Raw genomic sequence first — 26,503 nt, 5'->3', positions numbered from 1 at the left:
CAATATTGAACCCGGCCAGCTAACCAGACAGGTAATCTGTCCAAAGTTAACATCTGAAGATGAGCTAACCTAATTTGCGATTATTTTTAGTATTTTGATATAAATAAAAGTACAGGGAAGAAATTATACATCGCATGAACTGCCATCGAATATTTAAGCCCGTAATTCATCCGGGTATACCCTAAAACAAGCCCCACAGCTAGCTGAGGTAAAGTGTACAGTATTCCTAATGGCAACAAGCTAATTCCTTTTTCATAATTACTGAGGTGTATCAGGGAGAAACAGATCGCAGTCAGGTGAAAATGCCATGGAAGGATACGTTCCCAGAATTCAAACTTTAAAGTGAGGCTCCGGGCAAGATTATACCGGTAGATCACGTATAAAATGATAAAAATAAAAGGGCTGACCACATAGGCCCAGTCTGTTTGAATGATAACACTTAACAATACGCCGCACATCAATGCTATAAAAGCAAGACTGCCTGTAAAACGCCTCAGCTGAGCTCTGAAAAAAAGTTCTTCCGTTAGTGGTGCCCAGATTACAGCCATAACAAAGAGCATGAGCTTTGACATCTTTTTATGGTCAATTACAGATGGCCCCGGATCAGGGATCAGCTTCAGTCCTATTAACAAGCTCAATAAAATTCCGCAGCCAACGCCCGCAATGATACAGATCAGTGCAAGTTTCAGTAATAAACTAAACGGCTTATCCACCTTTTCAGGAATGCTAACCAGGCGGGGACGTTTAAGGTATTCTGCTAAATCATAAACCAGCTCCAGCATTTAGCGTGCAATACAGCCCTCAATGTGATCATTAACCATTCCTGTAGCCTGCATATGGGCATAACATATCGTCGTTCCGAAAAACTTGAAACCCCGTTTTTTCATATCACTACTAATGGCATCAGATATTGCTGTTTTTGCAGGAACCTCGCCAAGAGATTTGAAATGATTAACTACAGGCTGCTGATCCGGAAGAAATCCCCGGATATAGTTGGAAAAAGAGCCAAACTCTTTTTGTATAGTTATAAAAAGCTGTGCATTTTTAATGGCAGAATTGACCTTGAGCTTATTTCTGATAATCCCCGTATCATTCATTAAACGCGCAGCATCTTCCTCAGTAAAAGCAGCAACCTTTTGCACATCAAAATCCGCAAATGCTGCACGATAGCTTTCACGTCTGCGCAGAATCGTAATCCAGCTCAAACCAGCCTGTGCGCCTTCCAGAATCAGGAATTCAAATAAAACTTTGTCATCATGAACAGGTTTACCCCATTCTTCATCATGGTATCTGATATACAAGGGGTCGGTTCCACACCAACCACATCTTTTAGGTGCTGCGCTCATGCCAGATTACATGCTTAATTCATCCCAATACTCTACCGCGCGGCGGTAATGCGGGATAACGATAGAACCACCAACCAGGTTAGCGATCATAAATACTTCATTAATTTCCGCATCATTCACACCTGCATCAAAACATTTTTCTAAATGATATTTGATACAATCATCACAGCGTAAAACCATAGAAGCGACCAGCCCCATCATTTCTTTACTTTTCACATCCAGTGCCCCAGCAGCATAAGTTGTGGTATCCAGTGCAAAGAAACGCTTGATGTTTGTATTCGCAGTTTCCATGATCCTATCGTTCATTTTAGAACGATAGTCATTAAATTCTTCTACTAATTTACCCATATCATATTTAAATAGCTGGTTACAGCATTTGTATTGTTCTAACTGTTTATAGTTCTAATGCAGGGTCCCAAAAATGGATTTTAAAGTCTTTTACTTTATCCTGCTCTATTACCAGTCCTTCGTTCTCTAATAGCTCCTGCATCAGTTCCGGGGTTGGAAAATGAAATTTTCCGGTCAGCAAACCTTTATGGTTCACGACCCGGTGAGCAGGTACAGGAGGCAAAGCATCATGGGCATGGTTCATCGCATAACCTACCAGGCGGGAAGATTTACCCGCCCCAAGGGCTTTCGCAATTGCGCCGTAAGAGGTTACTCTCCCTTTAGGGATTAACCGCACTACTTCATAAACCTGCTCATAAAATGATTGTTCCATTAGTCTAGAGAAAATTGAATGTAATTTATGTTTTTATCTTGTTTTAAATAAATTCTTTCATAATGTGTTTTAATCTTTAAAACTTCATCATAAAATTCTGAAGTATATAAATGATCTGTCTTTTTATAACATGGCAAATTTAACTCTGCCACCTTTTCAACCGTATAAGCATACAAGCCGTCATTGTCGGTCTTTAAATTAATCTTACCACCTGGTTTTAAAAAGCCTTTATACTTGTCCAGGAAACCCGGAAAAGTTAATCTTTTCTTTTCTCTGCTGTCTTGTGGCTGAGGATCAGGAAAAGTAATCCAGATTTCATCTACTTCATTTTCACCAAAGTAAGCTGCAATATCTTCAATTTGTATCCTTAAAAACGCCAGGTTATTGATATTCTCATCTACTCCGGTCCTTGCACCTCTCCAGATGCGGTTCCCTTTTAAATCTATGCCTATAAAATTCTTCTCCGGGAAAAACTTAGCCATATTTACTGAATATTCCCCTTTACCACAAGCCAGTTCCAGAACTATCGGATTGTCGTTTTTAAAATGCTGCGCTGCCCATTTGCCTTGAAGCACCATTCCTTCCTCCATCTGATACACATTCGGGAAGGTATCAATTTCAGCAAATTTCCTTAACTTATCTTTACCCACTATTATTATTTTTTCTGCAAAAATACAATTTAATCTTTTCAGCGTCTCTTTAATTTTAGATGCGTGATTATCCTCGTCCCTAATTCGTAATTTTGCAGAAATATTACCTCAGAACAAATTGGAAAAGAGCGCAAAAATTTATATCGCAGGCCATCGTGGGATGGTAGGATCAGCTATTCACCGTAAATTGCTGAGTGAAGGTTATACAAACCTGGTTACCCGGACTTCTTCGGAGTTAGACCTGCGCAATCAGCAGGCTGTGACAGACTTTTTTGTCGCAGAGAAACCAGACTATGTATTCCTTGCAGCTGCAAAAGTAGGCGGGATCATTGCAAATAACACTTACAGAGCTGATTTTCTTTATGAAAATCTGGCTATCCAGAATAATGTAATTCACCAGGCTTATGAAACAGGCGTTAAAAAATTAATGTTCCTGGGTTCAAGCTGTATTTATCCGAAATTAGCCCCGCAGCCCTTAAAAGAAGAATATCTTTTAACAGGTTTGCTGGAAGAGACTAACGAACCCTACGCGATTGCTAAAATAGCAGGTATCAAATTATGTGATGCTTACCGCGCTCAGTATAATTGTAATTTCATTTCTGTCATGCCAACCAATTTATACGGCTATAATGACAACTACCATCCTCAGAACTCTCATGTACTGCCTGCTTTAATCCGCAAGTTTCATGAGGCCAAAGTTAACGGGACACCAGAAGTTGTGATCTGGGGATCAGGTTCACCGATGCGTGAATTCTTATTTGCAGATGATCTGGCCAATGCGTGTTATTTCTTAATGCAAAATTACAATGAGCCGCACCTGATTAACATCGGTACCGGGGAAGACTTAACCATCAAAGACCTGGCACTGCTGGTTAAAAAAGTAACCGGCTTTGAAGGTGCACTTACTTTTGACAGCACTAAACCAGACGGCACTCCCCGCAAATTAATGGATGTATCGAAATTGCATAGCCTTGGATGGAAACATCAGGTTGAACTGGAGGAAGGAATTCACCTCGCTTATCAGGATTTTATGGCGAAACATATTTAGTCAATTTTAGCAAGCGTCCATATAGCTAAAGTTTATACCTTTGTAAAAGAAAATAAACTTTAGCTATATGACCTTAGTTCAACTAGAATATATTGTAGCCGTAGATACCTACAGAAGCTTTGTTGGCGCAGCCGAAAAGTGCTTTGTTACCCAGCCAACGCTCAGTATGCAGGTACAAAAGCTGGAAGAAATGTTGAATGTTAAAATATTTGACAGAAGTAAACAACCAGTTATCCCTACGGAAATCGGCTCTCAGATTATTGAGCAGGCCCGCCTTGTCCTTCAGGAAAGTCAAAAAATCAAAGAAATCATCAGCAGTCAGCAACAGGATATTGTGGGCGAACTTAAAGTAGGCATTATCCCTACTGTAGCCCCCTATCTATTGCCACAGGTCATTGCTTCCATGATGGAAAAATATCCAGACTTAAAACTATTGATCTGGGAATATACCACCGAAGATATTATCCACCACCTTAAAACAGGTGTACTGGATTGTGGAATATTAGCCACTCCGCTTGGTGACAATTCCATCACAGAAATTCCGATGTATTACGAGAATTTCGTTACTTATATCAGTAAAAACAGCAAGCTCTTCAAGAAGAAAAACATTGACGCAAATGATCTGGAAGATGAAAACATCTGGCTGCTGAATGAAGGTCACTGTATGCGTTCACAGGTTTTGAATATATGCAGGTCTACCAAAGACAACCGTTTACAGGGCTTAACTTATAATACCGGAAGTGTTGAGACACTGATCCGTATGGTAGATATGAATAATGGGGCCACTTTATTGCCAGAGCTGGCTTTAACAGAATTAACCGCTAAACAACTCAGCAAAGTAAGGACCTTTAAGTCTCCTGAGCCTGTTCGGGAAATTAGCCTGGTAACGCACAAGAACTACATTAAGAAAAGGATGCTGAATGCGCTTAAAGAAGAGATTTTGGCCGTTATCCCAAAGGCGATGAAGCAGAAAAAGAAAAAGGATGTTGTAGGAATTTAGTGAGGCTCCGCCCGTCTGTTGGTTATTGACCTCCAGCCGGGCAAAACAATTTTAATTACCTGATTTGAGTTCTTTGAGCGCTTTTAATGCCGTTTCAATTTTGGGGTTTAGCGCAAGACATTTCTCATAGTTAACGATTGCCAATTTTTTATCCCCCAATTTCAAGTATAATTCACCCAGACTGTCATATACATTTGCAGACCGGGGAAATTGCAAGGCATTTAACTCAAAAACTTTAAGCGCATCATCCTCCATGTGCTCACGAAGCAAACTATACCCAAGAGAATTCAGTGCTGCTTCTGCATTCGTAAAATCATAAGTATCCCTATGTTTATTCAGCTCCTTATAAAGTTGCGCTGAATTAGCTTTAGTTCTTTCCAATGCTCTTCTTATGGCATAGGCTACCTTAGTTTTCTGTTTTTTCAGGGGAATTCCTCCCAATAAACTAGTTAACAACTGATCCGTTAATACAGCAGCTATCCGTGTATTTTTCTCATTCGCCAACACGGCGACACCAATCTTTTTATCTGGCGAATAGCGGATTACGGCTATCCCCATCCCACCAGGATGTCCCATGGTTGGTAAGCCTCCATAAGGCTGAATCTCTGAAGCGATACTATAGCCCTCATGGGTAACAGAGTCTTGTATAAAGATCCTGCTCTTAGCAAAAACTTCTTTTTCAATCAGCTTCAGCGGAACTATTTTACCGCTATTGAGTGCCAGAAAAAGACTGGCCATATCACTCGCTGTGGTATTATAGCCAGCGCCAGTGCTTTGTACAAGGGGGTAAAAGAATTTTGCAGGTAAGATCCCCCCACCTGTCACTTCATAACTGACAGGTAAATCAGCAGGGTTACTAATTTGTTCCAGATGACGGGTATGTTTCATTCCCGCTGGGTCAAACACACTTTGCTGTACAATATCCTGCCAGGATTTACCCATTTTCTCAGAGATAATCATCGCTACCATGGCAAAAGTAGTTTGCTGATAACGCCAGTCTGTTCCGGGCTGAAAATCCAGTGGCATATCTTTAATCAGGTCAAAATATTTGCGGGAAGTCAGCTTTCTCTGCTGCTCTTCGTTCATTTGATCAAAAGGAGTTTTTTCTGTTGAAGGAATACCCGAAGTCAGGTTCAGCAACCGCCATAAAGGAATGTCCTGCCAGTCTGATCTTACCTCCGGAATATAAGTTTTCAAAGGTAAATCAAGGTCAACTATGCCATTTTGTACTGCTTTAAGAACGCTCAGGTTAGTAAAAAACTTAGTAGCCGAAGCGAGCATCCCAGGTGTGTTCTGATCAAAAGGAGTATCCTTCTCTATATTCGATAAGCCATACCCTTTACAAAGGATCACCTGATCTCCTTTCACAATCGCAACAGAAAGTCCCGGGACCTTATAAACTTCCAGCAGCTCCGGAACCAGCCGGTCAGTTTCTTTAACCAGCTCTTTGTCTATGGATTGCCCTGCGCTTAAAAGCGGAAGGATAAGAAGGAATACGGGGATTAAAGACTTCATAAATCAGTGGCTGTTATTCAGTATATCGTTTACTAAAATAACAATTAGTTTCCAGGAAACACCGGCAGATTTACATTTAAATTAAAAAAGGGCATAACCTAAGTCATGCCCTTTTTTAATTTAAGATTTCTTTAAAGCTTATGCTTTTTTGAAACGCTCAGCAACTGCATCCCAGTTTACTACATTCCAGAATGCAGCGATATAATCAGGACGTTTGTTTTGATATTTTAAGTAGTAAGCATGTTCCCAAACATCCATTCCTAAGATTGGAGTACCTTTAACTTCAGCAACATCCATTAATGGATTATCCTGGTTAGGTGTAGAAGAAACAACTAATTTACGGTCAGCACCAACGCTTAACCAAGCCCATCCAGAACCAAAACGTGTAGCACCTGCTTCAGCGAATTTAGTTTTGAAATCAGCGAAAGAACCGAAAGCAGCTTTGATAGCTTCAGCTAATTCACCTGTTGGCTCACCACCTTTATTGTGTCCCATAACTTCCCAGAATAAAGAGTGGTTAAAGTGACCACCGCCATTGTTTCTTACTGCTGCAGGAAACTTAGAAATGTTTTTAACGATTTCTTCCAAACTTTGAGAAGCCTCAGGTTTGCCTTCTAAAGCTTTATTTAAATTAGTAACATAAGCCTGGTGATGTTTATCATGGTGAATTTCCATGGTAGTTTTATCGATATGCGGTTCTAATGCATCTGTTGCGTAAGGTAACGCAGGTAATTCAAAAGCCATATTATTGTATATTTAAGTTTAAAAATTAATGGTCCACAAAGATAACATTCAAGGTGCAGTATTGTTCAGTAATTTGTCATTTACCCTCGTTTGTTCTCAAAGAAACGCTTCATCAGCTGTGCACATTCCAGTGCCAGTACTCCTTTTTGCGTCACCGTTTTTGGATGCAGCAAATTAGCATTTTTACTTGTAAATCCACGCTTCTCTTCTGAAGCCCCGTAGACGATCCTGCTAATTTGTGTCCAGTAAGCTGCACCAGCACACATCACACAAGGCTCCACAGTTACATATAGCGTGCAATCCTTCAGATACTTACCACCCAGTGTTAAACTTGCCGCCGTAAACGCCTGCATTTCCGCATGCGCAGTGACATCATTTAATTGTTCGGTAAGATTATGTCCGCGTCCAACAATCCGGCCCTTGCAAACCACTATCGCCCCGATGGGAATTTCCTCCTGATCAAAAGCTATTTGTGCTTCCTGCAAAGCAAGACGCATATAATGTTCATCTTCTTGTGGCAGATCCTTTTCTTCAGAAAAATTATAATAACTCATTTATTTTAACACAATTTACTGCCATTGGGTACTTTTCCCAGCAGCGTTGTCAATACAATACTCCCATCCTCATCTGCAAAACCAGTAACCAGAAATTCTGACATAAACTTGCCAATCTGCTTTTTAGGAAAGTTCACCACGCCCACAATCTGTTTGCCGACCAGCTCTTCTTTGGTATAGTGAGCGGTAATCTGTGCACTGCTCATTTTCTGCCCATACTCGCCAAAATCCACCTTAACTTTATAAGCCGGTTTCCGGGCTTCAGGGAAATCCAGGACTTCTAAAATTGTGCCTGCTCTTAATTCGACCTTCTCAAAATCATTCCAGTCAATAGGTTCCATATTCGCTCTCGTATTTGTACACCGATAAAATTACGAATCTTCAGCTTATAATGCCCTATGTTCACTATTGCTTTTTGTTACCTTTGTAACATGATTGATGTTGTACTTAAAAAAGGCAAAGAAAAAGCCGTCCACCAAAAACACCCCTGGGTATTTTCAGGAGCTATAGATAAAGTTAAAGGTAATCCATTGAATGGAGAGGTTATCAAGGTTCTTGCAGCCGACCAGTCCTTCTTAGCTTATGGCTATTATAACGGCCAGTCACGCGTAGCAGTGCGTTTATTGGAATGGGAAGAAGACAACATTATTGATAAAGCCTGGTATGAAGTGAGATTGAAAGATGCAATTGCTTCCCGCGCACATTTACTGAGCGATCAGCAAACAAATACCTGCCGTTTAGTATTTAGTGAAGCCGATTACCTGCCCGGACTAATCGTTGATAAATATGCTGACTACCTTTCTTTACAAATCCTGAGCGCAGGAATGGAGAATGTTAAAGCAGAACTGATTGAGATCTTAATTGCGGAACTAAACCCGATCGGGATCTTTGATAAAAGTGATGCCAATGCACGTACCCACGAAAACCTGGAAGTTTCGCAAGGCTTACTTTGGGGAGAAACCCCGCCAGAATTTATCGAGGTTAAAGAAAATGGCGTTCGCTATCATATCAATATTGCAGACGGTCAGAAATCTGGTTTTTACTGCGATCAGCGTGATAACCGTGAAATCCTTGCCGCCTATACCAAAGACAAAGAAGTACTGGATTGCTTCTGCTACAGTGGCGGATTCACTTTAAATAGCTTAAAACACGGCGCTAAACATGTAACCAGTGTGGACAGTTCGGCCCTGGCTATGGAAACCTTAAAACATAACCTTGGTTTAAACGGCTTCATGGAACATCAGCAAACCAGCGTACAGTCTGACGTGAATAAACAACTCCGCGTTTTTAAAGAAGATGGAAGATTATTTGATGTGATCGTTCTTGATCCGCCAAAATATGCACCTTCAAGGTCTGCTTTAGACAGAGCTGCACGTGCTTACAAAGACTTAAACAGACTGGGCATGTTATTGCTTAAAAAAGGTGGTATTCTGGCTACTTACTCTTGTTCAGGAGCTGTTGATCTGGAAACTTTCAAACAGATTATTGCCTGGGCAGCCTTAGATGCAGGCAGAGAAGTACAGATCATCAAACAATTCCATCAGCCCGAAGATCACCCGGTAAGAATTTCTTTTCCAGAAGGAGAATATCTTAAGGGTTTATTATTGAGGGTATTGTAATAGAAAAAAAGCATTTTATTCATAGGGGTTAGCAAACAAATTTGCGTTTTGTTTGTACATTACACAAAACGCAAATTTCCCTAATGCTAATAGTACACAACATCCGGTTAAGCCGTATTCTCAGAAATACCTGGCAAGTAGACCTTATCATGATCTTTTCCTGCACAGGGGCGTATCTGACCAGAGCGTTCCTGATTAAACATAACTTTGAGATCCCAGCTATCATTCCTACCGTTTTAGGTACCGCGATAGCTTTTTTTATTGGATTTAATAATAACCAGGCTTACGACCGATGGTGGGAAGCCCGCAAAATATGGGGTTCTTTAGTCAATGACTCCAGGTCATGGGCCAGAAGTGTGATTACCTATATCTCCCAGAATGAAACCAGCGACCAGGAATTTAAAGGATTAAAAGATAGAATGGTCCGCCGCCATATTGGGTTTTTATATGCCCTTAAAGCCAAACTCAGGGACGCGGTGGATGAAAATTATCAGCAATACCTGGATGAGGCTGATCTGCAGGAAATCAATCTCCATAGTAACGTGCACAATGCTATTCTAACCTTGCAATCCAGAGATTTACAACAGCTCAGTAAAGATGGAATGATTGATGGTTTCCGTTTCATGGAGCTGAACAAGCTCCTGGTTAATTTCTCCGATCATATGGGAAGAGCTGAACGGATTAAAAACACGGTTTTCCCGACAACTTATAATTATTTCACCAAAGTCTTTATCTGGTTATTTGTGGTGTCACTGACCTTAGTAGTGAGTCATGAAGCAGGGGTATGGGCTATCTTTATTGGCTGGCTGGTTGGTTTTGTCTTTGTATCTACACAGATCAATGGAATGAGCCTGATCGATCCTTTTGAGAATAACTCTTCCTCAGTACCTTTAAACCAGATTACAAGAACAATAGAGATCAACTTACTGGAAATGATTGGCGCAGAAAAAATTCCCGCGCCAGTTAAGCCTATCAATGATGAATATATCTTGTAAATCTTATTCTTCTTCTTTAAAATAAACCTTGTAGTAGTTCATGGATTTATCGTCATCGAAACCTTTCTCGATGAGTTCTTTATTTCCATGAATATAGATATGGAAGTTTTTATCCAGTTTAAGGACGCTTTTAAAGGCTTTGGCCTGCTTTTTAACCGCAGCACCTGAGATATCAAAACTATCAGCAATAGGGGTTTCAAATTCTTCCTCGTAACTCTTTTTATAGTTTTTGAAAGACTCGATCCCTTCCTTACTTCCGATAACTTCATTAGAAAACTCATCCATATCAAAGCTTTCCTTCTCTTTGAAATACTTCATAGAGCGGTTCAGCAGGTCTATTTTGTCTGCTTTGGTAATATCGTACTCCTGGTCAAGTTTCTCGGTGACAAAGCTTTTATAAACGCCCAGTACGTTCTTGGTTTGATTGTAGTTATCATTTCTAACCTTAAGCTTTAAAAACTCATCTTTCCAGTAAACTGCTTCATTGCTCTTATTCGTCTGGTCGATGACCGCAACCTTGTACCCCTGTTCTTTCTCGGTATTAAAAATAATGCAGCCCTTATCCAGTTTATTGATATTGATTGCATCTTCTTCATAACTCAGTGCAAAACCCGCCTGCTCAGGAGAAACTTTCAGGTAAGTCTCTTTAGTTTCCGATTTAAAAATACCAATCGCGTCATGCAGTTCTCCTTCTATCTGTACATTCTCAAAATAAGCTACATATAGCTCACCAGCCTTAATTTTAGGATGATTAGAGGTATCATAAAGATATTTAGCCAGCTGCTCACTGTGCTTATGAAAAAGCGCTCCATTTTCAAATACCTGTTCAATGAAATGATAAACTTCATTCAGATTCAAATCATCGTTCGGATGAAAAAAACGAAAGATCTCATTGACCTTTTCATAAGGACTTAAAAAATACTGGAGCAGCACGTTCTTCAAATGCTCATCCTGAATTTGCATGGAGGCTTCAGATAAGACATAAAACTCATCTTGTGCTTTATTGCCAATTCTATGTATAGAAAGCTCTGACAGAGAGGCTTCAGGAAAATAAATCATATACGCTGTAATTTTTAGCTTGGTTAACGGGTCGCAAAAATACTTTATTTTTCTTCTTTCGCGGTATTTCTCAGCTCCACAGGTTTCGTAGATTTCTTCTTCATTCTCAGGTTCAGCATTTCTACCAATACCGAGAAAGCCATCGCAAAATAGATATATCCTTTAGGAATATGCTGATCAAGCCCCTCTGCCAATAAAGAAACACCGATTAATAACAGGAATGAAAGTGCCAGCATTTTCACCGTAGGATGGTTATTCACAAAATCACTGATAGCATTTGCAGAAACCATCATAATAATTACGGCTATAATTACCGCAGCAATCATAATTTCAACGTGATCTGCCATCCCGATCGCTGTAATTACAGAATCCAATGAGAAAACAATATCCAGCACCAGGATCTGGGCAATTACACCCGCAAAAGAATGTACTTTAACTTTTCCTTCTTCCTCTTCTTCCCCCTCTAATTTCAGGTGAATTTCATGCGTACTTTTATAGATTAAGAACATCCCTCCCAGAATCAGGATCAGATCACGCCCTGAAATAGCCAGTTTCTCCAGCCATTCTTTATTGTCCAGGCTAATCCATTCTCCAACGTTAAATAACGTGGCTGTCAGGCTCATTACCCAGCTTAATGACAAAAGCAATAATACACGGGTAATCATAGCTAACCCTAACCCCAATTGTCTGCCTTTTTTTTGCTGATGTGCAGGCAATTTTCCTGAAAGGATGGATATGAACACAATATTGTCAATCCCCAGTACGATTTCCAAAATTGTCAGGGTTAACAGTGAGATCCAGGCTTCGGGTGTACTAAAGAATTCCATATCGTATAAGGTTTTGCTGTAAAGCTAAAAAAAAAGCTTGTTGAATTAATCAACAAGCTTCACACCAATTAGTTTATTTTCATTACCTGAAAGTAACCGATCCATAATCCGATTTTATCCGGACCGCGACCCTGCCGCCACTCCCGATTTTGCCGGTATAGTTTTTTGTATTATCATCATCCTGTGACCCTGCCTGGCGCACAGCTACCCGTTCTCCGGATTTAAATCCGCTATAGCTGGTTTGCACGTTATAATCCCCATTAAAGCCCTCAGCGAATTTTAATTTTGTATCTACATAATCAGCATCAATATTTAAGTTTCTGCATCCTGCACCTACTTCAACTATATCAAAATTATTATAGCTCATCTTAAAAAAACCATCGCCTCTTAAAGCACCAATTTCTACATTCGCATACTGTGATTTGAGATCAAGTCTCCCTACAGTTCCTATTTTAATATTATTGTATTGCTGTTTGATGATTGCATTTCCTTTGATATTATCAACCCTGACATTCGCATATTGTATATCCAGATCCAGATTATTGACATTGGTAATACTGATTCCAGAACCGTATTGCTGTTTGATGAACGCATCCCCTCTGATCGTATTGATACGAACGGTTACATATTGCGCATTCAGATCCAGTGTTCCGGCAGCCCCGATCGTCAGGCCTGACCCGTATTGCTGTTTAATAACAGCTTTATTAATATCCGTAATCGTTGTTTTGCCATATTGAACAGAAACATAGTTATTTACACTGGATAGTTTTCCGGCGATGAAATCTCCATACTGCACTTTGGCATAAAGCGGCCCGGCGAAATCGTCCATATTGACATTACCAAATTCCTGTGTCAGGGTCAGCGAGTTTGTGGCAGGCAAATAAACGACATAATTCACCTTTACTTCTCTTCTGCGGCCGCGGCCAGACCATCTGCTTCCGCTACCGATACTGGTTTTACAAGTGACCTGATCTCCATCCTTCTCAGCAGAAATATCGACCTGATCAATTAGCCGCTGCGCTTCCTTTTCATCATTGCTGAATGCCTTGATGGAAACGTCTATTTTAACTTCCTTTTTGTCCCATACTTTAATGACCATCCCTCCATACTGATTGTGAAGGTTTATTTTGTCGGACGGGCTTAAAGAGAAGCTCTTGCTGAAGTTCTTTGAGCGCATCGGATCGTCTCCGTTCTGCGTGTCTGTATTGCGCTGAACGACGCGCCTGGCAGTAGATGAACTGCTGGAATGTGACGAACTACCAGTGTTTGCTACATAAACAGGCTCACTGCTAACTTTAGTTTCTGTTTCAGTCTGTGCACTGGCCATACTGAAAGAACATAGCAGAGCGCCTGCAAGGATCAGATTTTTCATATACTATTCTCCTTTTTATATTGACTGACCTCATTGATAATTGACAATTGCTGATTTAACAGCTGAATCTGGATTTCCAGGTTCCTGACCATTGCTTTGACCACCATCTGCTGATTCGGGCTTCCGGCCATTCCCTTGTTTAATCCTTCATAAGTTTTATTCAAGACCTCGAAATCTGCTTTAAACTTGCGGTAGAGTTCAGGATTTGTCTTTGCAAAAGCCTGTAAACTATCTTGTTTCTGCTCAATTATGCTCACAAACTTAACCTGCTTCTGTGCATAAACCGGGTTTACATCCTCCACGCTAATCTTTCCTCTTTTTCCCGGACTCACGTACAGGAAAGTTATGCCCAGCACGACAAGCAGTGATGCAGCTATACCAGCCCATAACTGAATATTAAAAACCCTCTTATGTTTTTTTTTCTGCCGTTCTTTTTTATCCAGTTCAGCTTCAATTTTATCCCAGAGTCCTGCTGAAGGTCTGTCGGTATCGAACCCCCGCTTATTTTCTCTGATAAAATCCTCTAATTTAGTACTCATCTCTTGCTCCTTTCTTTTCTAATATATTTCTCAATTTGGTTTTTGCTCTCATTAATTGTGACCGCGAAGTAACTTCCGAGATCTTCAGGATATGGGAGATCTCTTCATGGTCATAGCCTTCAAATAAATAAAGGGTTAAGACCACTCTATACCCATCTGCCAGTCCTTTTATTGCCGCTTTCACCTCTTCTACTCTCCACTGCAAATCTTCCTGATCTGCTGATTCCTCTGCTGCAATTTCTACGCCATCAAGGTTGGTGAACTCCACTCTTCTTTTGCGCAGACAGTTAATCGACTTATTCACGATGATCTGCTTTAGCCAGAGGCCAAAAGTAGTATCCCCTCTGAAATCGCCAATCCGCAGAAAGGCATCTAAGAATGCTTCCTGCACAACATCTTCAGCTTCAGCCTCATGGTTGACTATCCGCAGCGCAGCGCTGTACATAGCTCTTTCATACAATTTGTATAACTCAAATTGTGCGGCCCGGCTACCTTTCCGGCAAGCGTTAACCAGGTCTATATTTTTGTCTATGTATACTGCTTCCAATGTTCTTCGTATTCGTTATAAATGACATCATGATTTATCAAACGTTGCATCTTAATGAAAAAACTTTTGAATATACTTCGTTAAATCAATAACCCTTTGTAATATATGGCTCAAAATGAATATTTTTGCGGCTTAATCCGATGAAAAAATGTTAAGAACAACAACTTGCGGAGCCCTGACGATTGAGAATCTAGGCGAAAGCGTAATTCTGTGCGGTTGGGTACAGAAATCCAGAGACTTGGGAGGAATGACTTTTATTGATATACGTGATCGTTACGGTATCACCCAATTGGTTTTTAATATGGATGATAACACTCAGCTCTGTGAAAAAGCCCGCAGTTTAGGTCGCGAATTTGTGATCAAGGCCAGCGGACTTGTTGTTGAGCGTTCCAATAAAAACCTTAAAATGCCAACAGGAGAAGTGGAAATAAAAATCACTGACCTTGAAATTTTGAATGCTTCTAAGATTCCACCATTCTTAATTGATGATGAAACCGACGGCGGCGATGATTTACGTATGAAATATCGTTACCTGGATCTGAGAAGGAATCCGGTAAGAAATAATATGGTGCTGCGTCATAGAATGGCTCAGTCTGTAAGAAAATATCTGGATGCCTTAGACTTTATCGAGGTAGAAACTCCTGTCTTGATTAAATCAACACCTGAAGGCGCAAGGGACTTTGTAGTACCCAGCCGGATGAATGCTGGTGAATTCTATGCTTTACCACAATCTCCTCAAACCTTTAAGCAATTGCTGATGGTTTCTGGTTTCGACAGATATTTCCAGATCGTAAAATGTTTCAGAGACGAAGATTTACGTGCAGACAGACAACCTGAATTTACGCAGATCGACTGTGAAATGTCATTTATTGAGCAGGAAGATATTCTGAATACTTTCGAAGGACTGATTCGTACCTTATTTAAAGAGGTTAAAAACTTTGAATTACCAGAGGTTCCAAGAATGCAATATGCAGATGCTATGCGCTGGTATGGTTCTGATAAACCTGATACACGTTTCGAAATGCGCTTTGTGGAATTAAACGAAGTAGTTAAAGGGAAAAACTTCCCGGTTTTCGACAATGCTGAATTAGTGATCGGGATCAATGCAACTGGCTGTGCACATTATACGCGTAAACAGCTGGATGAGCTGACTGACTTCATTAAACGTCCTCAGATCGGTGCTACAGGCCTGATTTATGCAAGACATGGTGAAGATGGTTCCATCAAATCTTCTGTTGATAAATTCTATAGCGAAGAGGACCTGAAAGGATGGGCTGAGGCGCTTCAGACTAAACCTGGCGACTTAATGCTGTTAATGGCTGGAACTAAAGATAAAGTACGTAAACAATTAAGTGAACTACGTCTTGAAATCGGTTCCAGACTAGGCTTACGTGATAAAAATGTGTTCAGTGCTTTATGGGTACTTGATTTCCCTCTTCTGGAATGGGATGAAGAATCTGAGCGTTACCATGCGATGCACCACCCTTTTACGTCTCCTAAACCAGAAGACATCGCTATGCTGGATACCAACCCTGGCGAAGTAAGAGCAAATGCCTATGATATGGTTGTTAACGGTACTGAAATCGGCGGTGGATCTATTCGTATCCATGACCGTACTTTACAGGCTTTAATGTTCAAACATTTAGGCTTTACGGCTGAAGAAGCACAAAAACAATTCGGCTTCCTGATGGATGCTTTTGAATTCGGAGCGCCTCCACACGGCGGTATTGCTTTCGGTTTCGACAGGCTTTGTTCCATCTTCGCTGGTTTAGATAGTATCCGTGACGTGATCGCTTTCCCTAAAAACAATTCAGGAAGAGACGTGATGATTGATAGTCCTTCGACAATTGATGAGAAACAATTGAAAGAGCTAAAAATAAAGACCAGTTTATAAGGAAACGTTCAGGATCTGTTTCTGCTTTCCAATCACAAAAGCCTTTCAGTTTGCACTGAAAGGCTTTTGTGATTTATCATTTACCAGAGAAACCCGGCACAATATATTTGGCCAGGATCTCAAAAGCCTGCTTCCCCTTAAAAGATTGATAATTCCCTTGTGTAAACACTACCGTTAAATCTAAATCCTTCAGGATAAAGATGAACTGCCCTCCATTTCCTGAAGCGAAAAGTAAATCCTGCTGTATATCTTTTGTTTTGAGCACTTCACGGTACCAGTAAAATCCATAGAAGGTGGGCTGAGGGATAAGCAACGAACTTCTGCTGGATTTCGCATTGGAGAAATCTGGAATAGGAATATCACAAAGTGCAGACTGACTGATCCATCGCTTAGAAATAAGCTGTTTCCCTTTCCAAACCCCGTTATCCTTGACCAGTCGCCCCAATTTAACCATATCCGAAGGATGAATATAAAACGACCCGCCAGTCATTCCATGTCCGGCAGGATCAACCGTCCACCTATAATCAATAATGCCCATCGGCTTAAATAAATACTGTTCCGCAAACTTCATAATCGTCATTCCTGAGGCTTTGCTGATCACGCCACTTAAAATCATGGGATCAATGGAGGTATAAGACCATACTTCACCGGGCTTATATTTCATGGGCAGACCCAGGGAAAACTTGACCCAATCCTTACTCAGACTCATTTCCTCCTCGCAATCCTTAGTATCATTAAACTCTTCACAATCAAAGCCCGACTTCATTTCAAGCAAATTCCTAAGTGTCATTTCCTTTTTAAGCTTATCCTTTCCAAAGTCCGGATACTGCGGAAAAAACTCATAAACCTTTTGATTTACATCTTTAATCAGCCCACGATCAATTGCGATCCCTACCAGCAAACTTGTGATGGACTTAAACGATGACCTGGAATCATGGAGAGAATCCGGGTTAAAACCATTAAAAAAATGCTCATAAACGGGCTTATCTCCCTTAAAAACTGAAATACTATGAACCTTTGGATATTGGCCCTGCTCAATAGCACTGGTCATTTGAGCTAAAAGAGAATCATCCTTGATTTTAACAGACTGTGCAACAGCACTCAGGCTAAATCCGAAAAATAAAATATAACGAATAACAAATCTCCTCATTCCTCTAAGTTATATAATATTACCTTTATCTTAAATCAATTTCATTTCTAATCTTCTTACGCATGTCCTTTCCAAAACTGAGTCATTTTTTCCTGCTGGCGTTAACCCTTCAGACTATTTTCTTTGCCGGACAAGCACAATCCCTGGAAAAGGCCTTTCCACGCCTCGATTCCTTATTAAAAGTAAAAAACAACAAACCATTCAACGGTATCATGCTCATCGCCAGTGATGGAAAAATAGTATACGAACATCAGGAAGGATCTCCAATACCCGGAAAAAAAACTCCTTTTAATGAAAATGACCAATTTGTTATCGGGTCAGTCAGCAAACAAATCACTGCCGTACTGGTTTTAAGAGAACTCGACAAGCATAACCTGAACCTTCAGGACCCTATCAAAAAATACCTGCCCGAATTAACTATGCCCTGGGCAGACACCGTGACTATTCACCAGCTACTTACTCATACCCATGGAATTACCGCAGTGGACGAGCCCCTGGCCTATCCTGCAGGCTCAAAATTTAACTATTCAGCGATCGGTTATCAATTACTAGGAAAAATTGTAGCTAGAACCTCCGGAAAACCCTTCTCAGAACTGTCAAATGAACTATTTCTGCTTTGCGAAATGAAAAACACCTTTGACCCCAACCTGAAAAAACATCAAAGGCTAGTCAACGGTTATATCGAAAAAGAAGACAAGAGGCTACATCTCGAAAAATCCCCTCTGGATGAATTTGTTCCAGCAGCGACCCTGATCTCCACCGCCAGAGACTTAGTGCTCTGGAACACCGCTCTGCACACCGGAAAACTACTTTCAGCAGTAACCTATCAATTGATGATCACTCCCTACTCTACCAGACAACATGTTTTTTTAGGAAAAACCGATTACGGCTACGGTCCTACTATTACGGCCAGCGACAACCTTCTTCAAATAGGTCAGACAGGCTACATTCCCGGTTTCGTTTCCATGGATTATTATTTCCCGCAAACCAAAACCAGCATTATTATGCTTGAAAACACCGCATGGGACTTAAACGACCTTTCAAAAACCTTTAGCTATCACTTACAAACCCTAAAGATCCTGAAAGAAACCCTTCTCCAGAAATAGCCCTTAACTTATACCCTTTATTTTGTTTGTGCCTTCTTAAGATGCGTTCCAATTAACTCCACCAATGCTGCAAACTCCTTAGGATCATACCCAATAGACTGATAAATAATCATTCCGCGCTCATCAACCAGTATATTCCTTGGAATAGACTGTAGCGCAAACTTCTTGAATATCCCCCGATCAGCATCAGGCAGAATCGGGAACGTAAACCCCTTCCTCGCTTTAAAAGGGATCAATTTGTCCCAGCCCTGTTCCCGTCCAAAAACAAAAAAAGCGAACCCCGCATTGTCCTTATACTTCTCCCAAATCCTTTTCTGAACCTCCGGAAGCTCCTCATTACAAGGCGGGCACCACGTAGCAAAAAGATTAATCAGAATTAACTTCCCCTTATAATCACTAATAGAAACCGTTTGCCCCTTTTGAATCTCAAAATTAAAAACAGGAACAGCGTCCCCAATCTTAGTTAAAGTGCCCTCATCCTGCTGCGCAAAAGAAACGAACGGCAACAAAGCGAACAAAACGATAAAATATTTTAGCTTTCTCATCAGGGTATATACTTATACACAATAATACCAAAATAAAACTATTTCCCTACCTCTTTATACCCTCTATTTCTCTCCCGTCAGCAAAGCGAAACCGGTATCATAGCGTTCTTGTTGACCAGGATGTGAGTCTACCTTTTCCTTTAAATACGTGAACTCACTATTGGACTTGATCTGTAAAGGATATGGATTCATAGAGAACCACCTGCGAAGCCAATGTTTTTCCAACTATTCTATCTATTTATTTCTCCTTAACCTTTCGCCAAACTATCCTGCCTATCTATTCCTTCCCCTTATCAAGCCACCCTGGTTCACCTCCCAACCCTTCTTCCAAAACCGCATTACATAAAAATCTGGTTTCTAAAAAAAATAAGGCTGTATGGTTTACGAACATTGGCCATCCCTTCAGATGGGCGTAGTTCGTAAACCATACAGCCTTATTTTTTTTAGCCGTACGATGACTTTATTTAAAAGGACTCACTATCCGGAGGAATCCCATAATCCACAAAACCCGCACCTTTTTCCTTTTTCTTTTTCCCCGTAAACAAACCCTTTACCGTATTAAAGATCGCAGAAATATGTTCCGCATCCAGCGTTTTGCCAACCTTACTCGTCGCCAGCCCCACCAATGCCCTTGTAATAAATCCAGACCCCTTAAACAGCGTCCCATTCATTAAAATAGGCAATGCCATAGACATTAACCTGCTACTTATATTCAGTTTATCATCCACCTTTAAAAATGCAGATGGTGTAGCATATTTCTTAATCAGGTTACCAAAAGTAAACTGCTTAAAATAAACCTTAACATCATCCTTTATCATTTCCTCCTGCATCTTATAATCAACTTTCAGACTAATCATTCTGACGTTCAGATCCTGCAGGTTATTAATTTCATACTTTTTGCTCATCTTCCTCGTCCTCCTGTAGTTTTTTAAAATATTTCCTGATCGTGAAGTTGACAATAGCCTTCTCAATGAATTTCTCTTTAGTTACGTACACTATAATCGCTAAAAATAAGTAAAGCAGTGAAACGCAGCCAAAACCAGCAGTATAACTGGCAAAAAGTGTAGATAAGAACAGCGCAAGTGTAACCGTCCCCAAAATAAAGGCCAGCACAAAGCAAACACCCACAATAGCATTAGTAATCAGGTCAGCAAATACTTTAGCAGACCTTTTAATTAACCCCAGCCGTGCGTATTCTATCCGGGTATCCAAATAGGTCTTCGCCTGTGAAAACAGCTCCTCAATATTCTTTTCTTTCTTCTCCTCCATTGGTAATTAGACTTTAGCTTGTTCTGATCATAAAAGTGCAGAACTACATATAATAACTCATTATTAAGAATATTGTTTAAGCGTGTTCCGCATCATCTACAAATTCTTCTTCAGCTTCATGCAGTTTACTCTTTACAGAACTTACTACTTTATCTTTTAAGCCAGTCAAATGATCAATTTCATCTGCTGCTCTCTCTTTTATTGCATCGCCAAGGTCTTTTAACGACTGATTTAAACGATCACGGGTTTCACTTCCTTTTTCGGGCGCAAACAACAATCCCAATGCTGCACCTGCAGCCAAACCCGTTAATAATCCAATTAATACTTTTGAGTTATCGTTCATGACTTTAATTTTTATGTTTAATAATTGATTTTGTATCGATGTAATTGATAATAAGGTGATATTATTTGTTATAACTCCGCAGCCCCGGAAATTGTTTTAATCTTTCTGAGAATTTAACAGAACAAAATTCCTGAAGGGCCGGGTACAAAAGATCTACCCGAGGAAACAATGCACAACACCGTCCTTCACTAAGTTAACACGAAAAAATTCAGTTGACTAGGTATCCAGATTGATGGCCTTCATCTTATTATAAAGGGTTTTTCTATCTATATTTAAGATCTTGGCAGCTTTTGTTTTATTAAAATTCACCTCACGAAGCACTTTCAGTATTGCTTCATATTCCGCTTCTGAAGCTGCATTTTTTAAGTCCCTGGACTTTTCATGGTTCCTGTGAATCGTATTTTCAATAGCTGTGACCTTCGCATCTGTAGAAATTTCAAGTGGCAATGCCTTAAGCTGGATTTCATCAGATTCGGTAAGTAATGTTGCCCTGCGAACCACATTCTTTAGCTCCCTTACATTTCCCGGCCAGTTATAGCTTAGGAAACACTCTTCCACATCCTTAGAAAAGCCCAGTACATTTCTGCCCAGCTCCTCATTGGCGAAATCAAGAAAGGTTTTTGCAAAGATCATAATATCTTTTCCCCTCATGCTCAATGGCGGAAGGTTGATGGCGAATTCATTAAAACGGTGGTATAAATCTTCTCTGAAACGTCCTCTTTGAATCGCTGTAGCCAGATTTTCATTCGTTGCCACAATAATACGGACATCAAGATCAATTTCTTTGGTACTACCAATACGCTTAATCTTTCTTTCCTGAACTGTTCTTAAAAGCGCAGCCTGCAGATCATAAGATAAGTTTCCTACTTCATCCAGAAAAAGAGTTCCGCCATTTGCCATTTCGAAGTGCCCTATTTTTGTATTTAATGCACCCGTGAAAGATCCTTTCTCGTGTCCAAAGAACTCACTTCCTGCCAGTTCTTTCGTTAAAGAACCACAATCCATAGCCACAAAAGGGTTATCTCTTCTTGGACTGTTCAGGTGAATAGCTTTCGCTACAGACTCTTTACCAGTACCACTTTCGCCAGTCAGGATTACACTATAAGACGTTGGCGCAACCAATTGGATTTGTTTAAGCAATTCTTTTGAAGCCTGACTCTGCCCGGCTACAAAATTTTCCACCTGGTTATAAACAGGCTTTGATGTTTTTGCCTTTTGTACCTCAGATCTCACTCCTTCGGCCGTCGTATCATTCAGTGCTATCTGTGTATCGATAGCCTTATTTATAGTATTTAAGATTTCATCCGGATATAAAGGCTTGGTAATATAGTCGTAAGCCCCTAATTTAATCAGTTCAACAGCAAGTTTGATATCCGAATAGCCAGTAATTATAATCACACCCGTCTGCGGATAATTCTCTTTAATTTTAATGAGCATTTCCTTTCCATCCGTATCTTCCAGCCTGTAGTCACATAAAACAAGGTCATACTGGTCTTTACTCAGATAGTCTTGTGCAGAAACGCCACTGGTCGCAGTATTCACACTAAACCCATTTCTGGTTAAGAATTTTGACAGTAATAAACCTATATTAATTTCATCATCTACTATTAGTATCCTTTTCATATCTGGCAACAAATTCTAAACTTATTCGATGATAAATATAAAGAAATATTTTATATGGGAAATATTTTCTACACTTATATATTCATATTCCCCTTAATCGCATACTTATCCCCGGAAATGCTCCATTTTGACTTTCCTCAAAATTTAAACCATTTACAACGAGTTAGTTAGCGCCCTTTGAATTCTGCACGTCTTTTTTCCAGAAAGGCACCGACACCTTCTTTAAAGTCTTGTGTACCAAAACATTTACCAAACTCCTCAATTTCAACTCCAAAACCGTTTACTTCCTCATTTACAGCGGCATTCACAGCTCTTATTGCCGCAGCAATAGCAAGCGGTGCACGTTGTTTAATTTTATTAAGGATCTCTTCGGCCTTGCCAATCAACTCTGACTGAGGCACTACATGATTAACCAGCCCTATTTTCTCTGCTCTGTCGGCAGTAATCATGTCGGCCGTGGTAATTAGCTCTGCAGCTCTCCCTTTTCCTACTAACCTGGTTAATCTTTGTGTTCCGCCATAACCAGGGATCAAACCTAAAGTAACTTCAGGCAGCCCCATTTTAGCCGTATCAGCAGCTACACGGATATGGCAGGCCATAGCCAGCTCTAATCCTCCGCCTAAAGCGAATCCATTAATTGCAGCTACAAAAGGTTTCGTACTATTTTCTATGGCATCAAAAACATTGACTTGTCCGCTTCTGGCTAAATCTTCGCCCTGTTCTCTGTTATAAGCTGAGAATTCTGAAATATCAGCTCCTGCAACAAATGCTTTTTCACCAGCACCGGTCAGAAGTACTCCTCTTACCTCTTCTGTTTTTGCGGCAAAAGCAATAACATCGGCCAATTCAGCCAGTGTCTCTTTATTCAGCGCATTCAATTTAGATTCCCTGTTTATTGTGATGTAAAGGATATTCGCTTTAACTTCTGATCGTATATTTTGATAGGTCATATTTAAAAGTTTCTGTTTTCGTTAGCCCAGCCTCGGATATAATCAACAATAGTGACCATGGTTGTACCCGGTGCAAATAATTCTCCTACTCCGATTTCTTTGAGTTTCTCCATATCTGACTCAGGAATGATGCCGCCGCCTGTTAATAATACATTAGTCAGCTTCTTTTGTTTCATGAACTCGACAATTTTAGGAAAAACTGTCATATGTGCTCCTGATAAGATGGAAACACCGATCGCGTCCACGTCTTCCTGCAATGCAGTGTTGACCACCATTTCCGGAGTTTGCCGTAAACCAGTATAAATCACTTCCATACCTGCATCACGTAAGGAGGTGGCGATCACTTTCGCTCCTCGGTCATGACCATCAAGGCCAACTTTGGCCACTAAAATCCGAATTGGCCTATTTAATGTTTTGCTCATAAATTATACCGATAATCCATCGTAAATGTAAGTAAATTAGCTCTTTTATATTAACTTTGAATATAAATTTACAGTTTTTATGAGTGAGGAAAGATCATTGAACTTTATTGAAGAGATCATTGAAAACGATTTAAATAGTGGAAAGTACAAAACTTTAGTTACACGTTTTCCACCTGAACCTAATGGATATTTACATATTGGTCATGCAAAGGCAATCTGCCTGAATTTTGGATTAACCCAGAAATACGGTGGTTATACCAACCTGAGATTTGATGATACAAATCCTGTGACCGAAAAAACCGAATACGTAGACAGCCAGCAGGCAGACATCAGGTGGTTAGGTTTTGAATGGAAACATGAATTATATACTTCAGATTATTTTGATAAGCTATATGATTTTGCCGTTAAGCTGATAGAAAATGGTCTTGCTTATGTAGACCATGGTACTGCTGAAGAAATCGCTGCCCTTAAAGGCACGCCAACAGAACCAGGTACTGACAGCCCATACCGCAGCCGTAGTGTAGAAGAAAATCTGGCCTTGTTCAGCAGCATGAAAGCTGGAGAACTGGAAGACGGAGCTTGTATTTTGCGTGCTAAAATCGATATGTCAAGCCCTAACATGCTGATGCGTGATCCGATTATTTACCGTATCAAACATGCAGAACATCACCGTACAGGCAACAAATGGTGTATTTATCCAATGTACGACTTTGCCCATGGCCAGAGTGACAGTATTGAGGAAATTACACATTCTATCTGTACGCTTGAATATGTTTCTCACCGTGAGTTATACGACTGGTTTATTGCACAACTGGGTATCTTCCCTTCACACCAGTACGAGTTTGCCCGTTTAAACCTTACGTATACCGTAATGAGTAAACGTAAACTGTTACAATTGGTAAATGAAGGTGTAGTAACCGGATGGGATGATCCGCGCATGCCTACGATCAGTGGCCTTCGAAGAAGAGGTTATACACCAGAAAGTATCCGTGAGTTCTGTGAAAGAATCGGAATCGCGAAAAGAGAAAACCTGATTGAACTCAGCTTATTGGAATTCTGTGTCCGTGAGCATTTAAATAAAACAGCGAACCGCGTAATGGCAGTTCTTGATCCGATTAAATTAGTGATTACCAATTACCCTGAAGGTAAAGAAGAAATCCTGATTGGCGAGAACAATCCTGAAGCAGAAGATAAAGGCGGCTTAAGAGAAATTCCTTTCAGCAATGAACTTTGGATCGAAAGAGAAGATTTCATGGAAGAGCCTGCAAAAAAATGGTTCAGACTTGCTCCTGGTGCAATGGTAAGATTGAAGAACGCTTATATTGTAAAATGTGAAGACTTCAAAAAGGATGCAGACGGAAACGTTACTGAAATCCACTGTACTTATATTCCTGAGTCTAAAAGCGGCGAGGACACCAGCGAAATCCATGTGAAAGGAACTATTCACTGGGTGAGTACGAAACATGCTAAAACTGCTGAAATCAGAGTTTATGACCGTTTATTTTCGGTAGAATCTCCTGATAGCGAGGAAGGCGATTTCAAAGATTACCTGCACCCTGACAGCGTAAAAGTTATCAAGGAAGCTTATATAGAGCCTTACCTGGCTGGTGCTGACCTGGAGTCAAGGTATCAGTTTATCCGTAAAGGATATTATTGCCTGGATAAAGATTCAACAGCCGACCACCTGGTCTTCAATCAAACTGTTGGTTTGAAAGATGCCTGGGCAAAAGCAAAAAAATAAATTCATTAAAACCCCCCTGGCCTTTATCAGGTTCAGGGGGGGTTCTATGTCCAAAAAGACCGTTAGTATTTTTGATACAAGTTGTATAAGATCATTTTATCACCGTCTGTCAATACCGGGGTAATATCTACCTGTACAAAGTGGCGTTTAAAAGCCACAATTGCTGCTGGCAGGTTACTGACATCATAACCAATAATACGCAGGGCAATAGCCGTATCAAACTCTGCAGGAGGAATTTGCAGCACAGGATCATACCAAAGACCAAAACCTCTGTCGGCAAGCTGCTTCCATGGAAATTTATTAGGGTCAATTTTACGTTTTGGTGCAATATCAGAATGCCCGATAATATTTGAAGCAGGAATGTTATACTTTTTCTTTAGCGAGGTTAACAGTGCAATCAGACTATTCATTTGTGCCTCAGAATATGGTTCATTACCATTGTTATCCAGCTCAATACCTAAAGAACAAGAGTTCAGATCGTACTCATTCCCCCACTTCGCAACACCGGCATGGTTAGCACGCAGGTAATCGTTGACCATCTGGACTACTTTTCCGTCTCTTCCAACAATATAATGTGCACTGGTTTGTGTTTCTTTTTTGGTAAAAGCTCTGATTGTTCCTTCGGTTGAAGTCATCGCCGTATGGTGGATAATAATAAAATTAGGCTTGCGGATACCAAAATTCACAGAACCTACAAAAGACTGCTGGTCAGCCGGCAATGTCTCAATATTTTGATTCACCGGGGGCATTGCCGTCAGTATATCACCGAATCCCTTAGCCTGGGTTTTATAGATCTTATTCGTCGCTGCATATTTGTTTGTTGAACAGGCCGCAAGGAAAAACAGGGGGATACTTAACAGTAAAATATTTTTACTTAAAGGGATTTGTCTCATCATAGGTAATTATAAACGGTGAAATTACTAA

At 40.3% G+C, this 26,503-nt stretch carries 31 protein-coding genes; 7 read left to right on the top strand and 24 right to left on the bottom strand.

Going from position 1 to position 26,503, the window contains the following annotated elements; all coding sequences use genetic code 11:
• Positions 1-86 precede the first annotated feature (86 nt).
• The 5 genes from LY11_RS06220 to trmB are packed head-to-tail and all read right to left on the bottom strand — an operon-like array spanning position 87 to position 2,717.
• Positions 87-782, bottom strand: a complete 696-nt coding sequence (locus LY11_RS06220; RefSeq protein WP_111632857.1) for a CPBP family glutamic-type intramembrane protease — start codon at positions 780-782, stop codon at positions 87-89.
• Positions 783-1,346 (bottom strand): DNA-3-methyladenine glycosylase I, encoded by a 564-nt coding sequence (locus LY11_RS06215; protein WP_111632856.1) that lies wholly within the window; start codon positions 1,344-1,346, stop codon positions 783-785.
• Between the two features lie 6 nt (positions 1,347-1,352).
• Entirely contained in the window at positions 1,353-1,694 is a 342-nt protein-coding gene (locus LY11_RS06210) for a carboxymuconolactone decarboxylase family protein (protein WP_041882030.1), read from the bottom strand.
• Positions 1,695-1,740: 46 nt separating this feature from the next.
• Positions 1,741-2,067: an MGMT family protein gene (locus LY11_RS06205; protein WP_111632855.1), complete on the bottom strand. Its 327-nt coding sequence runs from the start codon at positions 2,065-2,067 to the stop codon at positions 1,741-1,743.
• Complete coding sequence (gene trmB / locus LY11_RS06200; protein ID WP_111632854.1) at positions 2,067-2,717, bottom strand: tRNA (guanosine(46)-N7)-methyltransferase TrmB; 651 nt, start codon at positions 2,715-2,717, stop codon at positions 2,067-2,069. The genes LY11_RS06205 and trmB overlap by 1 nt, the downstream gene beginning before the upstream one ends.
• Positions 2,718-2,835: 118 nt before the next feature.
• Between trmB and fcl the strand changes: the two genes are divergently transcribed.
• Positions 2,836-3,765, top strand: coding sequence for a GDP-L-fucose synthase (fcl, locus tag LY11_RS06195; protein WP_111632853.1), 930 nt, complete (start codon positions 2,836-2,838; stop codon positions 3,763-3,765).
• Positions 3,766-3,832: 67 nt separating this feature from the next.
• Complete coding sequence (locus LY11_RS06190) at positions 3,833-4,765, top strand: hydrogen peroxide-inducible genes activator (RefSeq protein ID WP_111632852.1); 933 nt, start codon at positions 3,833-3,835, stop codon at positions 4,763-4,765.
• 51 nt (positions 4,766-4,816) lie between these two features.
• On the opposite strand, the gene LY11_RS06185 is transcribed toward LY11_RS06190, so the two are convergent.
• The 4 genes from LY11_RS06185 to LY11_RS06170 form a co-directional block, all read right to left on the bottom strand.
• Positions 4,817-6,280, bottom strand: coding sequence for a serine hydrolase domain-containing protein (locus LY11_RS06185; RefSeq protein WP_111632851.1), 1,464 nt, complete (start codon positions 6,278-6,280; stop codon positions 4,817-4,819).
• Positions 6,281-6,418: 138 nt separating this feature from the next.
• Positions 6,419-7,024, bottom strand: a complete 606-nt coding sequence (locus LY11_RS06180; RefSeq protein ID WP_068404867.1) for a superoxide dismutase — start codon at positions 7,022-7,024, stop codon at positions 6,419-6,421.
• An 80-nt stretch (positions 7,025-7,104) separates the two neighbouring features.
• Positions 7,105-7,578 (bottom strand): nucleoside deaminase, encoded by a 474-nt coding sequence (locus tag LY11_RS06175; RefSeq protein ID WP_111632850.1) that lies wholly within the window; start codon positions 7,576-7,578, stop codon positions 7,105-7,107.
• 5 nt (positions 7,579-7,583) lie between these two features.
• Positions 7,584-7,919 carry a tRNA-binding protein gene (locus LY11_RS06170; protein ID WP_111632849.1) on the bottom strand — a complete coding sequence of 112 codons (336 nt, stop codon included), beginning with the start codon at positions 7,917-7,919 and terminating at the stop codon, positions 7,584-7,586.
• Positions 7,920-8,009: 90 nt separating this feature from the next.
• Between LY11_RS06170 and LY11_RS06165 the strand changes: the two genes are divergently transcribed.
• The gene (locus tag LY11_RS06165) at positions 8,010-9,197 is read left to right on the top strand and encodes a class I SAM-dependent rRNA methyltransferase (protein WP_111632848.1); all 1,188 of its coding nucleotides are present in this window, start codon (positions 8,010-8,012) and stop codon (positions 9,195-9,197) included.
• 83 nt (positions 9,198-9,280) lie between these two features.
• Positions 9,281-10,192 (top strand): bestrophin family protein, encoded by a 912-nt coding sequence (locus LY11_RS06160; protein WP_111632847.1) that lies wholly within the window; start codon positions 9,281-9,283, stop codon positions 10,190-10,192.
• 3 nt (positions 10,193-10,195) lie between these two features.
• Here the strand turns inward: LY11_RS06160 and LY11_RS06155 are convergent, their stop codons facing one another.
• From LY11_RS06155 to LY11_RS06135, 5 genes are all read right to left on the bottom strand, one after another.
• A complete protein-coding gene (locus tag LY11_RS06155) occupies positions 10,196-11,251 on the bottom strand; it encodes a nucleoid-associated protein (protein ID WP_111632846.1) in 1,056 nt (351 codons plus the stop codon).
• A gap of 44 nt (positions 11,252-11,295) precedes the next feature.
• Positions 11,296-12,078, bottom strand: coding sequence for a TerC family protein (locus LY11_RS06150; RefSeq protein ID WP_068404853.1), 783 nt, complete (start codon positions 12,076-12,078; stop codon positions 11,296-11,298).
• Positions 12,079-12,160: 82 nt separating this feature from the next.
• A complete protein-coding gene (locus LY11_RS06145) occupies positions 12,161-13,450 on the bottom strand; it encodes a DUF4097 family beta strand repeat-containing protein (RefSeq protein ID WP_211321499.1) in 1,290 nt (429 codons plus the stop codon).
• Entirely contained in the window at positions 13,447-13,989 is a 543-nt protein-coding gene (locus tag LY11_RS06140; RefSeq protein WP_111632845.1) for a hypothetical protein, read from the bottom strand. The genes LY11_RS06145 and LY11_RS06140 overlap by 4 nt, the downstream gene beginning before the upstream one ends.
• The gene (locus LY11_RS06135) at positions 13,979-14,536 is read right to left on the bottom strand and encodes an RNA polymerase sigma factor (protein ID WP_111632844.1); all 558 of its coding nucleotides are present in this window, start codon (positions 14,534-14,536) and stop codon (positions 13,979-13,981) included. The genes LY11_RS06140 and LY11_RS06135 overlap by 11 nt, the downstream gene beginning before the upstream one ends.
• 148 nt (positions 14,537-14,684) lie before the next feature.
• Here LY11_RS06135 and aspS point away from each other — a divergent pair, with 148 nt between their 5' ends.
• Complete coding sequence (gene aspS, locus LY11_RS06130; RefSeq protein WP_111632843.1) at positions 14,685-16,430, top strand: aspartate--tRNA ligase; 1,746 nt, start codon at positions 14,685-14,687, stop codon at positions 16,428-16,430.
• A 76-nt stretch (positions 16,431-16,506) separates the two neighbouring features.
• Here aspS and LY11_RS06125 read toward each other — a convergent pair whose 3' ends face one another.
• On the bottom strand, positions 16,507-17,580 hold the full coding sequence (locus tag LY11_RS06125) for a serine hydrolase domain-containing protein (RefSeq protein WP_111632842.1): 1,074 nt from the start codon (positions 17,578-17,580) through the stop codon (positions 16,507-16,509).
• 62 nt (positions 17,581-17,642) lie between these two features.
• On the opposite strand from LY11_RS06125, the gene LY11_RS06120 reads away from it, so the two are divergent.
• Entirely contained in the window at positions 17,643-18,686 is a 1,044-nt protein-coding gene (locus tag LY11_RS06120; protein WP_111632841.1) for a serine hydrolase domain-containing protein, read from the top strand.
• Between the two features lie 17 nt (positions 18,687-18,703).
• Here LY11_RS06120 and LY11_RS06115 read toward each other — a convergent pair whose 3' ends face one another.
• The 8 genes from LY11_RS06115 to LY11_RS06085 all read right to left on the bottom strand — a co-directional run bounded on the left by LY11_RS06115 (position 18,704) and on the right by LY11_RS06085 (position 23,838).
• Positions 18,704-19,231: a TlpA family protein disulfide reductase gene (locus tag LY11_RS06115; protein WP_111632840.1), complete on the bottom strand. Its 528-nt coding sequence runs from the start codon at positions 19,229-19,231 to the stop codon at positions 18,704-18,706.
• A gap of 63 nt (positions 19,232-19,294) precedes the next feature.
• On the bottom strand, positions 19,295-19,456 hold the full coding sequence (locus LY11_RS26665) for a hypothetical protein (RefSeq protein ID WP_170132639.1): 162 nt from the start codon (positions 19,454-19,456) through the stop codon (positions 19,295-19,297).
• Positions 19,457-19,695: 239 nt separating this feature from the next.
• Positions 19,696-20,136 (bottom strand): hypothetical protein, encoded by a 441-nt coding sequence (locus LY11_RS06110; RefSeq protein WP_111632839.1) that lies wholly within the window; start codon positions 20,134-20,136, stop codon positions 19,696-19,698.
• Positions 20,120-20,500, bottom strand: a complete 381-nt coding sequence (locus LY11_RS06105; protein ID WP_111632838.1) for a phage holin family protein — start codon at positions 20,498-20,500, stop codon at positions 20,120-20,122. The genes LY11_RS06110 and LY11_RS06105 overlap by 17 nt, the downstream gene beginning before the upstream one ends.
• Positions 20,501-20,576: 76 nt before the next feature.
• A complete protein-coding gene (locus tag LY11_RS06100; protein WP_068404836.1) occupies positions 20,577-20,843 on the bottom strand; it encodes a YtxH domain-containing protein in 267 nt (88 codons plus the stop codon).
• 216 nt (positions 20,844-21,059) lie between these two features.
• Positions 21,060-22,466 carry a sigma-54-dependent transcriptional regulator gene (locus tag LY11_RS06095; RefSeq protein WP_068404834.1) on the bottom strand — a complete coding sequence of 469 codons (1,407 nt, stop codon included), beginning with the start codon at positions 22,464-22,466 and terminating at the stop codon, positions 21,060-21,062.
• A 167-nt stretch (positions 22,467-22,633) separates the two neighbouring features.
• Positions 22,634-23,416, bottom strand: a complete 783-nt coding sequence (locus tag LY11_RS06090; protein ID WP_111632837.1) for an enoyl-CoA hydratase/isomerase family protein — start codon at positions 23,414-23,416, stop codon at positions 22,634-22,636.
• 2 nt (positions 23,417-23,418) lie between these two features.
• On the bottom strand, positions 23,419-23,838 hold the full coding sequence (locus LY11_RS06085; RefSeq protein WP_111632836.1) for a cobalamin B12-binding domain-containing protein: 420 nt from the start codon (positions 23,836-23,838) through the stop codon (positions 23,419-23,421).
• Positions 23,839-23,917: 79 nt separating this feature from the next.
• Here LY11_RS06085 and LY11_RS06080 point away from each other — a divergent pair, with 79 nt between their 5' ends.
• Complete coding sequence (locus tag LY11_RS06080; protein ID WP_111632835.1) at positions 23,918-25,579, top strand: glutamine--tRNA ligase/YqeY domain fusion protein; 1,662 nt, start codon at positions 23,918-23,920, stop codon at positions 25,577-25,579.
• A gap of 62 nt (positions 25,580-25,641) precedes the next feature.
• Here LY11_RS06080 and LY11_RS06075 read toward each other — a convergent pair whose 3' ends face one another.
• Positions 25,642-26,472 carry an N-acetylmuramoyl-L-alanine amidase gene (locus tag LY11_RS06075; RefSeq protein WP_111632834.1) on the bottom strand — a complete coding sequence of 277 codons (831 nt, stop codon included), beginning with the start codon at positions 26,470-26,472 and terminating at the stop codon, positions 25,642-25,644.
• Positions 26,473-26,503 lie beyond the last annotated feature (31 nt).

Origin of the sequence: Pedobacter cryoconitis (genome assembly GCF_003259615.1) — a bacterium.
Lineage (GTDB): Bacteria > Bacteroidota > Bacteroidia > Sphingobacteriales > Sphingobacteriaceae > Pedobacter > Pedobacter cryoconitis.
This window is presented reverse-complemented; position numbering and strand designations above follow the sequence as displayed.

Bases quoted from the DNA above. Each gene is read 5' to 3' on its own strand.
- LY11_RS06180 (WP_068404867.1), bottom strand. From the start codon at position 7,024: ATGGCTTTTGAATTACCTGCGTTACCTTACGCAACAGATGCATTAGAA.
- aspS (WP_111632843.1), top strand. From the start codon at position 14,685: ATGTTAAGAACAACAACTTGCGGAGCCCTGACGATTGAGAATCTAGGC.
- LY11_RS06120 (WP_111632841.1), top strand. From the start codon at position 17,643: ATGTCCTTTCCAAAACTGAGTCATTTTTTCCTGCTGGCGTTAACCCTT.
- LY11_RS06085 (WP_111632836.1), bottom strand. From the start codon at position 23,838: ATGAGCAAAACATTAAATAGGCCAATTCGGATTTTAGTGGCCAAAGTT.
- LY11_RS06125 (WP_111632842.1), bottom strand. From the start codon at position 17,580: ATGAGGAGATTTGTTATTCGTTATATTTTATTTTTCGGATTTAGCCTG.
- LY11_RS06145 (WP_211321499.1), bottom strand. From the start codon at position 13,450: ATGAAAAATCTGATCCTTGCAGGCGCTCTGCTATGTTCTTTCAGTATG.
- LY11_RS06150 (WP_068404853.1), bottom strand. From the start codon at position 12,078: ATGGAATTCTTTAGTACACCCGAAGCCTGGATCTCACTGTTAACCCTG.
- LY11_RS06100 (WP_068404836.1), bottom strand. From the start codon at position 20,843: ATGAACGATAACTCAAAAGTATTAATTGGATTATTAACGGGTTTGGCT.
- LY11_RS06155 (WP_111632846.1), bottom strand. From the start codon at position 11,251: ATGATTTATTTTCCTGAAGCCTCTCTGTCAGAGCTTTCTATACATAGA.
- LY11_RS06160 (WP_111632847.1), top strand. From the start codon at position 9,281: ATGCTAATAGTACACAACATCCGGTTAAGCCGTATTCTCAGAAATACC.
- LY11_RS06220 (WP_111632857.1), bottom strand. From the start codon at position 782: ATGCTGGAGCTGGTTTATGATTTAGCAGAATACCTTAAACGTCCCCGC.
- LY11_RS06215 (WP_111632856.1), bottom strand. From the start codon at position 1,346: ATGAGCGCAGCACCTAAAAGATGTGGTTGGTGTGGAACCGACCCCTTG.
- LY11_RS06110 (WP_111632839.1), bottom strand. From the start codon at position 20,136: ATGAGCAAAAAGTATGAAATTAATAACCTGCAGGATCTGAACGTCAGA.
- LY11_RS06095 (WP_068404834.1), bottom strand. From the start codon at position 22,466: ATGAAAAGGATACTAATAGTAGATGATGAAATTAATATAGGTTTATTA.
- LY11_RS06075 (WP_111632834.1), bottom strand. From the start codon at position 26,472: ATGAGACAAATCCCTTTAAGTAAAAATATTTTACTGTTAAGTATCCCC.
- LY11_RS06165 (WP_111632848.1), top strand. From the start codon at position 8,010: ATGATTGATGTTGTACTTAAAAAAGGCAAAGAAAAAGCCGTCCACCAA.
- LY11_RS06205 (WP_111632855.1), bottom strand. From the start codon at position 2,067: ATGGAACAATCATTTTATGAGCAGGTTTATGAAGTAGTGCGGTTAATC.
- LY11_RS06210 (WP_041882030.1), bottom strand. From the start codon at position 1,694: ATGGGTAAATTAGTAGAAGAATTTAATGACTATCGTTCTAAAATGAAC.
- LY11_RS06140 (WP_111632845.1), bottom strand. From the start codon at position 13,989: ATGAGTACTAAATTAGAGGATTTTATCAGAGAAAATAAGCGGGGGTTC.
- LY11_RS06105 (WP_111632838.1), bottom strand. From the start codon at position 20,500: ATGGAGGAGAAGAAAGAAAAGAATATTGAGGAGCTGTTTTCACAGGCG.
- LY11_RS06115 (WP_111632840.1), bottom strand. From the start codon at position 19,231: ATGAGAAAGCTAAAATATTTTATCGTTTTGTTCGCTTTGTTGCCGTTC.
- LY11_RS06090 (WP_111632837.1), bottom strand. From the start codon at position 23,416: ATGACCTATCAAAATATACGATCAGAAGTTAAAGCGAATATCCTTTAC.
- LY11_RS06190 (WP_111632852.1), top strand. From the start codon at position 3,833: ATGACCTTAGTTCAACTAGAATATATTGTAGCCGTAGATACCTACAGA.
- LY11_RS06185 (WP_111632851.1), bottom strand. From the start codon at position 6,280: ATGAAGTCTTTAATCCCCGTATTCCTTCTTATCCTTCCGCTTTTAAGC.
- LY11_RS06175 (WP_111632850.1), bottom strand. From the start codon at position 7,578: ATGAGTTATTATAATTTTTCTGAAGAAAAGGATCTGCCACAAGAAGAT.
- LY11_RS06170 (WP_111632849.1), bottom strand. From the start codon at position 7,919: ATGGAACCTATTGACTGGAATGATTTTGAGAAGGTCGAATTAAGAGCA.
- LY11_RS06080 (WP_111632835.1), top strand. From the start codon at position 23,918: ATGAGTGAGGAAAGATCATTGAACTTTATTGAAGAGATCATTGAAAAC.